Source organism: Streptomyces sp. NPDC107528 (genome assembly GCF_055639295.1).
The window spans coordinates 67,700-81,057 of record NZ_JBVKAV010000003.1 but is presented as its reverse complement, the minus strand read 5'-3'; the positions used below and the strand labels follow the sequence as shown (position 1 = coordinate 81,057).

Genomic DNA, 13,358 nt, shown 5'->3' with positions numbered 1-13,358 from the left:
GTGACCTTCGTTCATCGAAAGTTTTTCGACACGGACCCATTGACGTGACATGGGCTCCGTGCCTAACGTCCCGGCAACCAAGTTGAAACCTTTCACGACGTCGAGAGGGCCGTCCCGCCGACGTTGTCGAGGAGCCCCCATGACCCACCCGTCCACCACGGGTCCGGCCCCGGTTCTTGCGCTCAGGGACATCTCCAAGTCCTTCGGCGCGGTCCGCGCCCTGCGGGACGTCTCCCTGGAGCTGTTTCCCGGGGAGGTGCACGCCCTCGCCGGGGAGAACGGCGCGGGCAAGTCGACCCTGATCAAGACGCTCGCCGGAGTGCACCGGCCGGACGCCGGCCAGGTGCTGCTCGACGGCGCGCCCGTCGTCTTCCACGGCCCCGGCGACGCCCGCGACGCCGGTATCGCCGTGATCTACCAGGAGCCGACCCTCTTCCCCGACCTGTCGATCGCCGAGAACATCTTCATGGGCCGTCAGCCACGGCGCGCCCTCGGCCGGATCGACCACAAGGCCACGCACACCGCGACCCTCGCGCTGATGCAGCGGCTCGGCGTCGAACTCGACCCCGACCGCCCCGCGCGCGGCCTGTCCATCGCCGACCAGCAGATCGTCGAGATCGCCAAGGCGCTGTCCTTCGACGCCCGCGTCCTGATCATGGACGAGCCGACCGCCGCCCTCACCGGCAGCGAGGTCTCCCGGCTCTTCGGCGTCGTGCGTGCCCTGCGCGAACAGGGCGCCGCCGTCCTCTTCATCTCCCACCGGCTGGAGGAGATCTTCCAGATCTGCCGGCGGGTCACCACCCTGCGCGACGGCGCCTGGATCGCCAGCGAGCCGCTGGACGGCATGACGGAGGACGACCTCGTACGCAGGATGGTCGGCCGCGACCTCGACGAGATGTACCCCAAGCAGGACGTGGAGCCGGGCGAAGTGGCGTTGAGCGTACGCCGGTTGACCCGCGAAGGCGTCTTCACCGACGTCTCCTTCGATGTACGGCGCGGTGAGATCGTCGGTCTCGCGGGCCTCGTCGGCGCGGGCCGTACGGAGGTCGCGCGGGCCGTGTTCGGCATCGACCGCTGGGACGCCGGCGAGGTCTCCGTGGGCGGCAAGGCCCTCACCAACGGCGCCCCCTCCACCGCCATGGCCTCCGGCCTCGCCCTCGTCCCCGAGGACCGGCGCGCGCAAGGCCTGGTGATGGACATGTCCATCGAGCGCAACATCGGCCTCACCGGGCTGCGTACGACCGTGAAGGCCGGCCTGATGGACCGCGGCGCCGAACGCAGCCGCTCCCTCGACTGGGCCGTCAAGCTCCAGGTCAAGTACGCGCGGATCGCCGACACCGTCAACACTCTGTCCGGCGGCAACCAGCAGAAGGTCGTCCTCGCCAAATGGCTCGCGACCGGCCCCAAGGTGCTGATCGTCGACGAGCCCACCCGGGGCATCGACGTCGGTACGAAGGCCGAAGTGCACCGGCTGCTCAGCGAGTTGGCCGCCGACGGCGTGGCCGTCCTGATGATCTCCTCCGACCTGCCCGAGATCCTCGGCATGGCCGACCGCGTGCTCGTGATGCACGAGGGACGCCTCACCGCCGAGATCCCGCGCTCCGAAGCCACCGAGGAAACCGTGATGGCCGCAGCAACGGGGAGGGCCGCCGCATGACGGTGATCACTCCCAAGGAGGCCCCTGTCACCGACGTACCGAGGTCCAGCGGCACCCGCCTGGTCGACCGCGTCTTCAAGATGCGCGAACTCGCCATCCTGGTCGTCTTCGTGGTGATGATCGTCGTCACCCAGCTGGGCAACAGCGAGTTCCTCACCGAACAGGGCATCAAGGACCTGTTGCTGAACGCGACGATCCTCGTCCTGGTCGCCACGGGCCAGTCGCTGGTGGTGATCACGCGGAACGTCGACCTGTCCGTCGGCTCCACACTCGGCATCAGCGCCTTCGCCGCCGGAACGTACCTCCAGGGCGGCGGGAACCCGGTCCTCGCCGTGCTCCTGGCGGTCCTGATGGGCATCGGCTTCGGCTTGCTGAACGGACTGCTCGTCAGCCTCGGCCAGGTGCCCGCCCTCGTCGTCACCCTCGGCACCCTCTACATCATCCGCGGCATCGACTCCATCTGGGTCGGCTCCCGCCAGATCACCGCGGCCGACCTCCCCGACGGCTTCGTCGACTTCGGCTCCGGCGGTATCTCCGCGGTGCCGTGGCTGGCGCTGATCGCCCTCGCCATGGTCGTGGCGACCGCGTACTACCTCAAGCACTTCGGCAGCGGCCGTGAGCTGTACGCCCTCGGCTCCAACCCGGAGGCCGCCCGCCTCGCCGGCATCCCGGTCCGCAAACGGATCCTCGCCGCGTACACCTTCTGCGGCGCCCTCGCCGGTCTCGCGGGCGCCCTGTACCTGGCCCGGTTCGGCAACGTCGACTCCGGCACCGGCAACGGCTACGAACTCACCGTCGTCAGCGCGGTCGTGGTCGGCGGCGTCGTCTTCACCGGCGGCTCCGGCAGCGTCTACGGCGCCGCCCTCGGCGCGCTGCTGCTGACCTCCATCAACAGCGTCCTGCCCGCCCTCGGCGTCAGCTCCGTCTGGGTGCTCGCCATCAACGGCATCCTGCTCATCCTCGCCATCGCGGTCGACCGGATCGTCGCGCTGCGCGTGGCCAACGCCCTGAAGAAGAGGAACGCACGCCATGGCTGACTCGTCGCTCACGCGCGCCGTTCGCTGGGACACGGTTGTCGGCGCCCTCCTGATCGTCGTGCTCCTGCTGTCCTTCACCACGGTCGATGGATTCGGCAACGCTCTCAACCTGTCGTTCCTGATCGGAAACACCCTTCCGATCGCATTGATCGCCCTGCCGATGACACTGCTGGTCGTCTCGGGCGAGATCGATCTTTCGGTCGCATCGACCGCGGGGCTCTCGGGCGCCGTGATGGGTGCGCTGTGGAACCAGGGCATGACGATCGAGGCGATCATTCCGATCTGTCTGTTGCTCGGTGTGGTGTGCGGTCTGATCAACGGGCTCCTGGTGACCAGGCTGGGCCTGCCGTCCCTCGCCGTCACGATCGGCACGCTCGCCGCCTACCGGGGCATCGCGCAGATCGTGCTCGGGTCGGACGCGGTGACCGACTTCCCGTCCCAGTACCTGGACTTCGCGGCGGGGCGGATCGGCGACACGTTCATTCCGTACGCCTTCCTGCCCTTCCTCGTCCTGCTGGCCATCGCCGTGGTCGCCCTGCACGCCACGCCGTTCGGGCGGTCGGTCTTCGCCACCGGCGCGAGCGAGGAGGCGGCGCGCTTCGCCGGTATCCGTGTCAAGCGGCAGAAGTTGATCCTGTTCACGGTGACCGGCCTGATGGCCTCCCTCACCGGCATCTTCTGGGCGCTGCACTACGCGAGCGCCCGCTACGACAACGCCACCGGGCTCGAACTCTCCGTCGTGGCCGCCGTGTTGCTCGGCGGCATCGACTTCGACGGCGGCAAGGGCACCCTGGGCGGCGCCATCGCCGGGGTGTTCCTGCTGGGGGCGCTGCAGAACGTCATGAGCCTCCAGGACGTCTCCGCCCAGTCGCAGATCGTCGTCACCGGCGTCCTGCTCGTGCTTTCCGTGCTCGGCCCGCGGGTCGCACGGCAGATCTCCGTAGCGAGGGCGGGCCGCAGAGCCGCCTCGACTCCGACCTCGTAACTCAGCCCTTCTTCGAAAAGGACTCCCACCATGCGCAAGTCATCCCTCCGCCGCGCCTCCGCTGCTCTCGCCGCCGCCACGTCCCTCGCTCTCGCCCTCACCGCATGCGGCGGCACCACCAAGGAGGACGTCAAGAACGAGGGCGCCTCCGCCGCCACCGCCGGCAAGGCCGACCCGAACGCCGAGCTGAAGAAGGGCCTGACCGTCGGCTTCCTGCCCAAGCAGGTCAACAACCCCTACTTCACCTCCGCCGACAAGGGCGGCGAGGCCGCGCTGAAGGAGCTGGGCTCCAGCTACAAGGAGGTCGGGCCGTCCAGCGCCACCGACACCGCCGGACAGGTGAGTTACGTCAACACGCTCACTCAGCAGCAGGTCGACGCGATGGCCGTCTCCGCGCAGGACCCGGGCGCCCTGTGCACCGCGCTGAAGCAGGCCATGAAGAACGACATCAAGGTCGTCACCTACGACTCCGACACCACCGCCGACTGCCGCAACGCCTTCGTCTCGCAGGCGTCCGCCGAGGACCTCGGCCGCACCGAGGTGCAGCTGCTCGCCGAACAGATCGACTACAAGGGCGAGATCGCGATCCTGTCCGCCGCGCAGACCGCGACGAACCAGAACACCTGGATCGACTTCATGAAGGACGAGCTCAAGGACCCCAAGTACAAGGACATCAAGCTCGTCAAGATCGCGTACGGCAACGACGACGCCCAGCAGTCCTTCCAGCAGACCCAGGGCCTGCTCCAGGAGTACCCGAACCTGAAGGGGATCATCTCCCCGACGACGGTCGGCATCAAGGCGGCCGCCCAGTACCTCTCCGGCTCGAAGTACAAGGGCAAGGTCAAGCTGACCGGCCTCGGCACGCCGAACGACATGCGCAAGTACGTGAAGAACGGCACCGTCGAGGCGTTCGAGCTGTGGGACCCCTCGAAGCTCGGCGAGCTGGCCGCCCGTACCGCCGTCGCCCTGGTCTCCGGCCAGATCACCGGCAAGGAGGGCGAGACCTTCAAGGCCGGCGACATGGGCGAGTACACCATCGGCAAGGACGGCGTGATCAGCCTCGGCAAGCCGACCGTGTTCGACGCCAAGAACATCGACAAGTTCAACTTCTGAGCCGTCTTCACCTTCTAGGCCCCGGAGGGTCGTTGATGCAGCGCGTGTGCTTCCTGCTGAAGGTCAGGGCGGACCGCCTCGACGAGTACCGCGAGCGGCACGCCGCCGTGTGGCCCGAGATGCTCGAAGCGCTCTCGGCCACCGGCTGGCACAACTACTCGCTCTTCCTGCGGGACGACGGCCTGCTCGTCGGCTACCTGGAGACCGAGGATTTCGCCGCCGCCGTGGCCGGTATGGAAGCCACCGATGTCAACGCCCGCTGGCAGGCGGAGATGGCGTCGTTCTTCGAGTCATTGGACGGAGCCCGGCCCGACGAGGCCATGAAACCGCTCACCGAGGTGTTCCACCTCGCCTGACCCGCCCCTCCCCACTCCTCGCCGACAACGGAGTCCCCGAGATGAAGAGACGCACCCTGCTGGGCGCCGCCCTCGCCGGAGCCGTGATGACCCCCGCCCTCGCGTCCGGCACCGCCCGCGCCGCCGGCCCCGGTCCGTCCCTCACCCTGACCGGCACGACCACGCTCGACACTCAGGCCATCTTCTTCGTGTCGTACGACGGCCTGGTCAACAACAACGCCTTCCAGAAGAACGGCCTGCTGACCTACAAGGGCTACCAGTACGCCGTCTGGTACACCGCCGACCGAGGCGCCGTCGTCGGCCGCCGCGCGCTCGGCGCCGCCACCTGGTCCACGGTCAAGGTGGGCCACACCCTGCGCTACGACGACTCCCACAACGTCATCTCGATGGGGATCTCGAAGGTCGACGGCCGCCTCCATCTCAACATGGACTCGCACAGCGACGGCTTCACCTACGTCAAGTCGGTCGCCGGGCTGATGGACAACCCGGCAGGCCTGAGCTGGACCGCGAGCCGCTTCGGCGCACCCCGGTCGACCTTGGACGGCCTCGCACTCACCTCGCAGTTCACCTACCCGCAGTTCATCTCCACCCCCGAGGGCAGACTCCAGCTCAGCTACCGGGTCGCCGTCTCCGGCAACGGCCGAAACGCCCTCGCCGAGTACGACGGTTCGACCTGGACGAACCTCGGCGAGTGGTCCGGCTCCACCGGCACGTACACCAGCGAGCACGGCTCCTCGACCGCCCGCAACATGTACCTGCACGGCATCGACTACGACGGGGGCGGGCGCCTGCACTCCTTCTTCACCTGGCGCGAGCAGAACGGCGCCGTGATGTGCAACGGCGGCGGTATCACCAATCACGACACCGGCTACGTCTACTCCGACGACCGCGGCCGGACCTGGCGCAACAACGCCGGCACCGTCGTCGGCACGACCGGCGGCTCCGACAAGGTCGCCGTCACCGACAGCGGACTGGTGATCGACGCGATCAACCCGGACCACTCCCTGATGAACCAGGAGAGCCAGTTCACCGACTCCGCGGGCCTGCCGCACGCGATCATCAGCTATGTCCCCGGCCGCTTCGGGCAGTGCACCACCGACTACGTCGCCGACCGCACCGCGAACGGCCGCGCCTTCCATGTGCGCAAGAACGCCTCGGGCGCCTGGCAGAAGACCGAGATCCCGGTCCCGCTGAACTCCAGCCAGCGCACCAAGCTGATCCTGGACAAGTACGACAACGCGTACGCGATCTTCCCGTTCTGCCGGATAGCCGGAGCCTCCAAGGCCTCCGGACACACGGACTGGACGGTGCTGTACGACGGTGTCACCGCCGGGCTGAACGCCTTCGGCGAGGTCGTGATCGACGAGACGCGCGTCGGTCAGGACCACTACCTGTCGATCATGTACCAGGAGAAGTCCAGCGGTACGACACCCTCGGCGCTGCGCAACCTCAACTTCCGCCTGCCTGCCTGATCGCAGCCGATGTGGGCGGCATGACGGTAATGTGAAGGCCTTCCCGCCGCCCCGCGTCTTACGAGTCTTTCTGGAGGTCCCTGCCCGATGGCCCAGTCGGTGGGTATCAAGGACGTCGCACGTGCCGCCGGAGTCTCCGTCGGCACGGTGTCCAACGTCATCAACCGTCCTGACGCGGTCGCCACGGAGACCCGGGCGCGCGTGCAGTCCGCGATAGACCGGCTGGGCTATGTCCGCAGCGAGTCCGCGCGCCAGCTGCGCGCGGGGCGCAGCCGGATCATGGGACTGCTCGTCCTGGACATGGGCAACCCCTTCTTCGTCGACGTGGCGCGCGGCGCCGAGCGGACCGCGCGCGACGCCGGACTCGGCGTGATGGTCTGCAACAGCGCGCAGAGCGCCGGCGAGGAGGCCGACTACCTCTCCCTCTTCGCCGAGCAGCGCGTAAGGGGCGTGCTGCTGACCCCGGCCGACGCCACCGGACGTAACATCGAAACGTTTCGCCGCCACAACATCCCCTTCGTCCTGGTCGACCGGGTCGCCGAGGGCACCACCGAGTGCTCGGTCTCCGTCGACGACGTCGCGGGCGGCGCGCTGGCCGTACGTCACCTCGTCGACGCCGGGCACCGCTCCATCGCGTACGTCAGCGGCCCGCCCGGTCTCAACCAGGTCCGCGACCGCCGTACCGGCTCCCTGCACGCGCTGGAGGAGGCCGGCCTCGGACCCGAGAACCTGCGCGAGCTGCCCACCGAGCGCCTCGACGTCGCCGCCGGCCGGGACGCGGGCGCCCGACTGCTCGGCCTCGCCGACCGCCCCACCGCCGTCTTCTGCGCCAACGACCTGCTCGCCCTGGGCGTCCTGCAGGCCATGTATGCCGCGGGCGTCGGTGTCCCCGACGACCTGGCGATCGTCGGCTACGACGACATCGAGTTCGCCGCCGCCGCGGCCGTCCCCCTCACTTCCGTGCGGCAGCCAGCGGTCACCATGGGCACCCTCGCGGCGGAGATGCTGCTGGAGGAGACGGAGGAGGACGGGACGAAGCGGCACGAGCACCGGCGTGTCGTACTCCAGCCCGAGCTGGTGGTGCGGCGCTCCAGCCTGTCGGCCCGCTGATCCTCAGGCGGTCCGGACCCGGGGTCACTGATCGGTCGTTCAGTAGGATTTCATGATCCCAGGGCTCGGTCGGTGGACGAACATGTGCTGAACTGGGACGCGGCCCGAAAACCCTCCGTCCCGGGAGCCCTGTTGACCGTCAGTTACCGCCAGCCCGGCGTCGTCCTCACCGACCGCCACTTCACCGTGCCCCTCGACCACGACGCCCCGACGGGCGAGACGATCGAGCTCTACGCCCGTGAGGTCGTCGCCAGCGACAAGGCACACCAGGACCAGCCGTGGCTGGTCTACCTGCAGGGCGGCCCCGGCTTCGGGGCGAACCGTTTCGTCGGCAAGGGCGCCTGGCTCGGCCGCGCGCTCAAGGAGTACCGCGTCCTGCTGCTGGACCAGCGCGGCACCGGCCACTCCGCGCCCGCCAACCGCCAGACGCTCCCGCTGCGCGGCGCCGCCGCCGAACAGGCCGACTACCTCACGCACTTCCGTGCCGACTCGATCGTGCGTGACTGCGAGGCCATCCGCCGCGAGGTGACCGGCGGCGCCCCCTGGACGGTCCTCGGCCAGAGCTTCGGCGGCTTCTGCACGGTCAACTACCTCTCCACCGCCCCCGAGGGCCTGACCGCCGCGGTCGTCACCGGCGGCCTGCCCTCCCTCGACGCGCACGCCGACGACGTGTACCGGGCGGCCTACCCGCGCATCGAGCGCAAGGTCGCCGCGCACTACGCCCGCTACCCGCAGGACGTCGAGCGCGCCCGCCGCATCGCCGACCACCTCCTCGCCAACGACGTGGTCCTGCCGAACGGCTACCGCCTCACCGCCGAGGCCTTCCAGTCGCTCGGCATCCTGCTCGGCGGCAGCGAGGGCAGCCACCGCCTGCACTACCTGCTGGAGGACGCCTTCGTCCGCACCCCGCAGGGATCCGCCCTCTCGGACACCTTCCAGGAGGAGGTCCAGGGTCTGCTGTCGTACGCGAGCCACCCGCTGTACGCCCTCGTCCACGAGGCGATCTACGGCCAGGACACGCGCCCCACCGACTGGTCCGCCGAGCGTGTGCGCGCGGAGTTCCCGCAGTTCGACGCCGCCAAGACCCTCGCGGGCGACGCACCGCTGCTGTTCACCGGCGAGACGATCCACCCCTGGATGTTCGACTGCGACCCCGCGCTGCGCCCGCTGCGCGAGACCGCCGAACTCCTCGCCGCCCGCACCGACTGGCAGCCCCTGTACGACCCGGCGCGCCTCGCCGCCAACGAGGTGCCGGTCGCGGCGGCCGTCTACCACGACGACATGTACGTCGACACCGCCCACTCCCTCGCCACTGCTCGCACCATCCGCGGCCTGCGGACCTGGGTGACGGACGAGTTCGAACACGACGGCGTCCGGGCCGGCGGCCCCCGAGTCCTGGACCGGCTGCTCGCGCTCACCCGTGACGAAGCGTGATGTCGGTGTCACGCGTTAGTGTGCGGACATGACCGAGCCGACGATCACTCAGCTGAAGCCCATGCCGGACGACTGGCAGCGCGCGCTCGCCGTCGTCGCGCACCCGGACGACCTCGAGTACGGCTGCTCGGCGGCGGTCGCCGCCTGGACCGACGCCGGCCGCGAGGTCACCTACGTCCTCGCAACCCGCGGCGAGGCCGGCATCGACACACTTGAACCCGCGAAGTGCGCACCGCTGCGGGAGCGCGAGCAGCAGGCCAGTGCGGCCGTCGTGGGCGTGTCGGCGGTGGAGTTCCTGGACCACAAGGACGGTGTGATCGAGTACGGCATCGACCTGCGCCGCGACATCGCCGCCGCGATCCGCAGGCACCGGCCCGAGCTGGTGATCACGCTCAACCACCGGGACACCTGGGGCGGCGTAGCCTGGAACACCCCGGACCATGTGGCGGTCGGCCGCGCGACGCTGGACGCGGCCGGCGACGCGGGCAACCGGTGGATCTTCCCGGAGCTCATCGAGCAGGGCCTGGAGCCCTGGAACGGCGTCCGCTGGGTGGCCGTCGCCGGCTCCAGTACCCCCACGCACGCGGTGGACGCGACGGCGGGCCTGGAGCGGGCGGTGCGCTCGCTGCTCGAACACCGCACCTACATCGAGGTGCTGACGAGCGAGGACCCGGAGACGTACGCCCGCGGCTTCCTCACCGCGAACGCCGAGGCGCTGGGGGAGCGGTTCGGCGGGAAGCCGGCGGTGGCGTTCGAACTGTTCGGCCGGTAGTTCCGAAGGATTGACGGGGGAGACGGGGGCAGCACGGTGAACGACACGGAAGCGCTGGCGAACAGTTTCGAGGAGCACCGCGGCCGTCTCAGGGCGGTCGCCTACCGCATGCTCGGCTCACTCGCCGAGGCGGAGGACGCCGTCCAGGAGACCTGGCTGAAACTGAGCCGCAGCGACGCGGGCGCCATCGAGAACCTCGGCGCCTGGCTGACCACGGTCGTCGGCCGGGTCTGCCTGGACATGCTGCGCTCGCGCACCCGGCGCCACGAGGAGCCCCTGGACGACACCTTCGTCCCCGACCCCGTGATCAGACCGCTGTCGACGATCGATCCCGAGCAGGAGGTTCTCCAGGCCGACTCGGTGGGCCTGGCACTGCTGGTGGTGCTGGAGGCGCTGGATCCCGCCGAGCGAATCGCGTTCGTGCTGCACGACATGTTCGCGGTGCCCTTCGACGACATCGCGCCGATCGTGGAACGCTCCTCGGCCGCCACCCGGCAGCTGGCCAGTCGCGCCCGGCGCCGGGTGCGGGGCGCGACGCCGTCGTCCGAGCCCGACCTCGGCAGACAGCGGCAGGTCCTCGACGCCTTCATGGCGGCCTCCCGCGCGGGGGACTTCGAGGCCCTGCTCGCGGTCCTCGACCCGGACGTGGTGCTGCGCGCGGACTCCGGGCCGCTGGTCCGCGGTGCGGCGGCGTCGAAGGTGGTGCGCGGTGCGAAGCCGGTGGCCGAACAGGCGCTGCTGTTCGCTCAGTTCGCGCGGTACGCGCAGCTCGTGCTGGTCAACGGGGAGATCGGGGTCGTCCACGCACCCGAGGGGCGGACGCAGTCGGTCATGGGCGTCACCGTCGCCGACGGCCGCATCACGCACATGTTCATCCTGGCGGACCCCGACCGGCTCGGCGGCCTCGATCTGACGGGCCTCGACGGCTGAGTCACTCGGGAGCGGAAACTCATCGGTGAGTTATTCGTTCCGTAAGCTGAATGGTATGCAAGATCAGATGTTCGACCGGGCCGGCCTGCACGGTGACTGCACCAACTGCTTCGGGCTGTGCTGTGTGGCCCTGCCCTTCGCCGCGTCGGCAGACTTCGCGGTGGACAAGGCGGCCGGGAAGCCCTGTCGCAACCTCCGTGACGACCACCGCTGCGGCATCCACGACCGGCTCCGGCAGACCGGTTTCACCGGCTGCACCGTCTACGACTGCTTCGGGGCAGGCCAGAAGGTCTCACAGGTCACCTTCGACGGACAGGACTGGCGGACGGGCTCGCGCGAGCACGCCCGGCAGATGTTCGACGTCTTCCCGGTCGTCCGTCAGCTCCACGAACTGCTCTGGTACCTCACCGAGGCACTCGCCCTGCCCGCCGCCCGCCCCCTCCACGCCGACCTGCGGCGCATCCTGGAGAGGACCGAGGAGCTCACCCGGGGGACCCCGCAGGACCTCGCGGCCCTGGACGTGGCCGCGCACCGGCAGGACGTCAACGTGCTCCTGCTCAAGACCAGCGAGCTGGCCAGGGCCGGCATCGGCGGCGGGCGCAAGAAGAACCGCCGGGGCGCGGACCTGATGGGCGCCCGGCTGAGGGGCGCCGACCTGCGGGGCGCGAACCTGCGCGGCGCCTACCTCATCGCCGCCGACCTGACCGGCGCCGATCTGCGCGGCGCGGACCTCATCGGCGCCGACCTGCGCGACACCGACCTGACGGACGCCGATCTGACGGACGCCTTCTTCCTGACCCAGCCCCAGCTCAACGCGGCCCGGGGCAGCGCCGGCACACGGCTGCCCGCGTCAGTCGGCCGACCTGTGCACTGGACAGCGGACGTCTGACGTCGCGCTCTCGGCGGTCCCGGACGGGGCGGGCCCAGTGCGCGCGGTGCCGGGCATCCGGCGCTGCACACGCAGCCGCAGCCCCTGCGGCATCAGCGTCAGCCGCTCCGTCACCCGCAGCCGATATCCCGGGTCGGCCGGCAGCTCGTACCGGCGCAGCAGCAGGCCCAGCACCAGCGTGGCCTCGTGCAGCGCGAACTGGCGCCCGATGCACGCCCGCGCCCCCGTCCCGAACGGCTTGAAGGTGTGCGACGCACGCGTCCGTACGGCCTGTGGATCGAAGCGGTCCGGATCGAAGCGCTCGGCGTCCGGGCCCCACACCTGCGGATCACGGTGCAGCATCGCCGTCAGCACCAGTGCCCAGGCGCCCCGCCGCATCGGATGGTCGCCGCCGAGCACGGTGTCCTCGCGCGCCTCCCGGGCGAAGGCCGGCGCCGTCGGCCACAGCCGCAGCGACTCGTCGAGAATCCGGCGCACATACCGCAGCCGCGCCACCTGGTCGTAGCCCGGCGCCGCCGTGTCGCCCCACACGCGGTCCACCTCGGCGCGGGCGCGAGCCGCGACGTCCGGGTGCCGGGACAGATAGTGCAGGGCGAAGGAGAGGGCGCCCGAGGTCGTCTCGTGGCCGGCCACCAGGAAGGTGATCACCTGCCGGCGTACGTTCTGCGCGGAGAGCCGCTCGCCCGTCTCCGGATGGGCTGTCTCCAGCATCCGGTCCAGCAGGTCCCCGTTACCGCCGCCGCCCGCCGTACGGGCGCGGACCAGGTCGTCGACCGTGCGGTTGAGGTAGCCGATGTCGGCCTGGTTGCGCCGTGCGGCACGCCGCAGCAGGAACGGCGACGGCACGGTGTTCAGCCGCTGCGCGTAGCTGAGCGTGCCGACCATCGCCGTCACGAAGGGATGCGGGCGGGCGCGTTCGAAGGAGCCGAAGTCGTGCCCGAACCCGGTGCGGGCGATGGTCTCCAGGGTCAGCTTGGTCATGTCCCCGGGCACGTCCACCGCCCGGCCCGCAGCGGCGGCGCGGTCCCAGGAGTCCATGAGCCGGTCGGCGACGGCCAGCATCATCGGGTGGTAGCCCGCCATGGCCTCCCGGCTGAACCCCGGCGCCAGAACGTCGTGCGCCAGCTGCCAGTTCGGCTCGTGGTTGTACGCCGTGAACAGGCCGTCCCCGACGACCGGCCGCAGGTTGGCTATGCCGAGCCCCACATGCTTGGCGAACCGCGACTCGTCCGCCATGTCGGCCGCGAGGCCTGCGCCCCACACGAACACGAACTCCTTGTTGAAGGCCTTGCGCCGGAAGATCGGCCCCAACTGCCGGGCGAACCGCAGGGAATCCTGCAGCGGCGTCAGCCGACTGGCGCCGAGCACATCGCCGAGCAGCGGGAGCCGGCGCGGCGGATGCGGGATGCGGGACAGCTCCGGCCAGCCCTGCTCGGCGCTGCGGAATCCCCTCGGAAGCTTGGACCCGGTCGTTGACTCCGCCATGACGCGATCTCCCTCGATCTCCCCTGATCCAGCGGCACGTTGAGCTCGTTGTACGTGGGTTCAATAACGCGAATCAGTCTGATCCCGCTGTTGAACCCGCGTCAAGTAAAGTGCGGGC

General features: G+C 70.0%; 12 protein-coding genes. 11 read left to right on the top strand and 1 reads right to left on the bottom strand.

Annotated features, from left to right (window positions below):
- The first annotated feature begins 139 nt into the window (after window positions 1-139).
- From ACZ7L5_RS10295 to ACZ7L5_RS10245, 11 genes are all read left to right on the top strand, one after another.
- Complete coding sequence (locus ACZ7L5_RS10295) at window positions 140-1,657, top strand: sugar ABC transporter ATP-binding protein (protein ID WP_471516015.1); 1,518 nt, start codon at window positions 140-142, stop codon at window positions 1,655-1,657.
- Window positions 1,654-2,694 carry an ABC transporter permease gene (locus tag ACZ7L5_RS10290; RefSeq protein WP_471516013.1) on the top strand — a complete coding sequence of 347 codons (1,041 nt, stop codon included), beginning with the start codon at window positions 1,654-1,656 and terminating at the stop codon, window positions 2,692-2,694. Before ACZ7L5_RS10295 ends, ACZ7L5_RS10290 begins: the two co-directional genes overlap by 4 nt.
- Complete coding sequence (locus tag ACZ7L5_RS10285) at window positions 2,687-3,679, top strand: ABC transporter permease (protein WP_365059565.1); 993 nt, start codon at window positions 2,687-2,689, stop codon at window positions 3,677-3,679. The genes ACZ7L5_RS10290 and ACZ7L5_RS10285 overlap by 8 nt, the downstream gene beginning before the upstream one ends.
- A 30-nt stretch (window positions 3,680-3,709) precedes the next feature.
- On the top strand, window positions 3,710-4,792 hold the full coding sequence (gene rhaS, locus ACZ7L5_RS10280) for a rhamnose ABC transporter substrate-binding protein (RefSeq protein ID WP_328877540.1): 1,083 nt from the start codon (window positions 3,710-3,712) through the stop codon (window positions 4,790-4,792).
- Between the two features lie 35 nt (window positions 4,793-4,827).
- Complete coding sequence (locus tag ACZ7L5_RS10275) at window positions 4,828-5,148, top strand: L-rhamnose mutarotase (protein WP_471516736.1); 321 nt, start codon at window positions 4,828-4,830, stop codon at window positions 5,146-5,148.
- Window positions 5,149-5,189: 41 nt separating this feature from the next.
- Window positions 5,190-6,620 (top strand): BNR repeat-containing protein, encoded by a 1,431-nt coding sequence (locus tag ACZ7L5_RS10270; protein ID WP_471516010.1) that lies wholly within the window; start codon window positions 5,190-5,192, stop codon window positions 6,618-6,620.
- A gap of 87 nt (window positions 6,621-6,707) precedes the next feature.
- Window positions 6,708-7,730, top strand: a complete 1,023-nt coding sequence (locus tag ACZ7L5_RS10265; protein ID WP_471516008.1) for a LacI family DNA-binding transcriptional regulator — start codon at window positions 6,708-6,710, stop codon at window positions 7,728-7,730.
- A 132-nt stretch (window positions 7,731-7,862) separates the two neighbouring features.
- A complete protein-coding gene (locus ACZ7L5_RS10260; protein ID WP_471516006.1) occupies window positions 7,863-9,164 on the top strand; it encodes an alpha/beta fold hydrolase in 1,302 nt (433 codons plus the stop codon).
- A gap of 28 nt (window positions 9,165-9,192) precedes the next feature.
- On the top strand, window positions 9,193-9,936 hold the full coding sequence (locus tag ACZ7L5_RS10255) for a PIG-L deacetylase family protein (protein ID WP_328877535.1): 744 nt from the start codon (window positions 9,193-9,195) through the stop codon (window positions 9,934-9,936).
- 36 nt (window positions 9,937-9,972) lie between these two features.
- On the top strand, window positions 9,973-10,866 hold the full coding sequence (gene sigJ / locus ACZ7L5_RS10250; RefSeq protein ID WP_471516004.1) for an RNA polymerase sigma factor SigJ: 894 nt from the start codon (window positions 9,973-9,975) through the stop codon (window positions 10,864-10,866).
- A gap of 55 nt (window positions 10,867-10,921) precedes the next feature.
- Window positions 10,922-11,755, top strand: a complete 834-nt coding sequence (locus tag ACZ7L5_RS10245) for a pentapeptide repeat-containing protein (protein ID WP_471516002.1) — start codon at window positions 10,922-10,924, stop codon at window positions 11,753-11,755.
- On the opposite strand, the gene ACZ7L5_RS10240 is transcribed toward ACZ7L5_RS10245, so the two are convergent.
- Window positions 11,717-13,240, bottom strand: a complete 1,524-nt coding sequence (locus tag ACZ7L5_RS10240) for a cytochrome P450 (RefSeq protein ID WP_471516000.1) — start codon at window positions 13,238-13,240, stop codon at window positions 11,717-11,719. The two genes, ACZ7L5_RS10245 and ACZ7L5_RS10240, sit on opposite strands and share 39 nt — an antisense overlap.
- Between the last annotated feature and the right edge of the window lie 118 nt (window positions 13,241-13,358).

Bases quoted from the DNA above. Each gene is read 5' to 3' on its own strand.
- ACZ7L5_RS10295 (WP_471516015.1), top strand. From the start codon at position 140: ATGACCCACCCGTCCACCACGGGTCCGGCCCCGGTTCTTGCGCTCAGG.
- ACZ7L5_RS10290 (WP_471516013.1), top strand. From the start codon at position 1,654: ATGACGGTGATCACTCCCAAGGAGGCCCCTGTCACCGACGTACCGAGG.
- ACZ7L5_RS10285 (WP_365059565.1), top strand. From the start codon at position 2,687: ATGGCTGACTCGTCGCTCACGCGCGCCGTTCGCTGGGACACGGTTGTC.
- rhaS (WP_328877540.1), top strand. From the start codon at position 3,710: ATGCGCAAGTCATCCCTCCGCCGCGCCTCCGCTGCTCTCGCCGCCGCC.
- ACZ7L5_RS10275 (WP_471516736.1), top strand. From the start codon at position 4,828: ATGCAGCGCGTGTGCTTCCTGCTGAAGGTCAGGGCGGACCGCCTCGAC.
- ACZ7L5_RS10270 (WP_471516010.1), top strand. From the start codon at position 5,190: ATGAAGAGACGCACCCTGCTGGGCGCCGCCCTCGCCGGAGCCGTGATG.
- ACZ7L5_RS10265 (WP_471516008.1), top strand. From the start codon at position 6,708: ATGGCCCAGTCGGTGGGTATCAAGGACGTCGCACGTGCCGCCGGAGTC.
- ACZ7L5_RS10255 (WP_328877535.1), top strand. From the start codon at position 9,193: ATGACCGAGCCGACGATCACTCAGCTGAAGCCCATGCCGGACGACTGG.
- ACZ7L5_RS10245 (WP_471516002.1), top strand. From the start codon at position 10,922: ATGCAAGATCAGATGTTCGACCGGGCCGGCCTGCACGGTGACTGCACC.
- ACZ7L5_RS10240 (WP_471516000.1), bottom strand. From the start codon at position 13,240: ATGGCGGAGTCAACGACCGGGTCCAAGCTTCCGAGGGGATTCCGCAGC.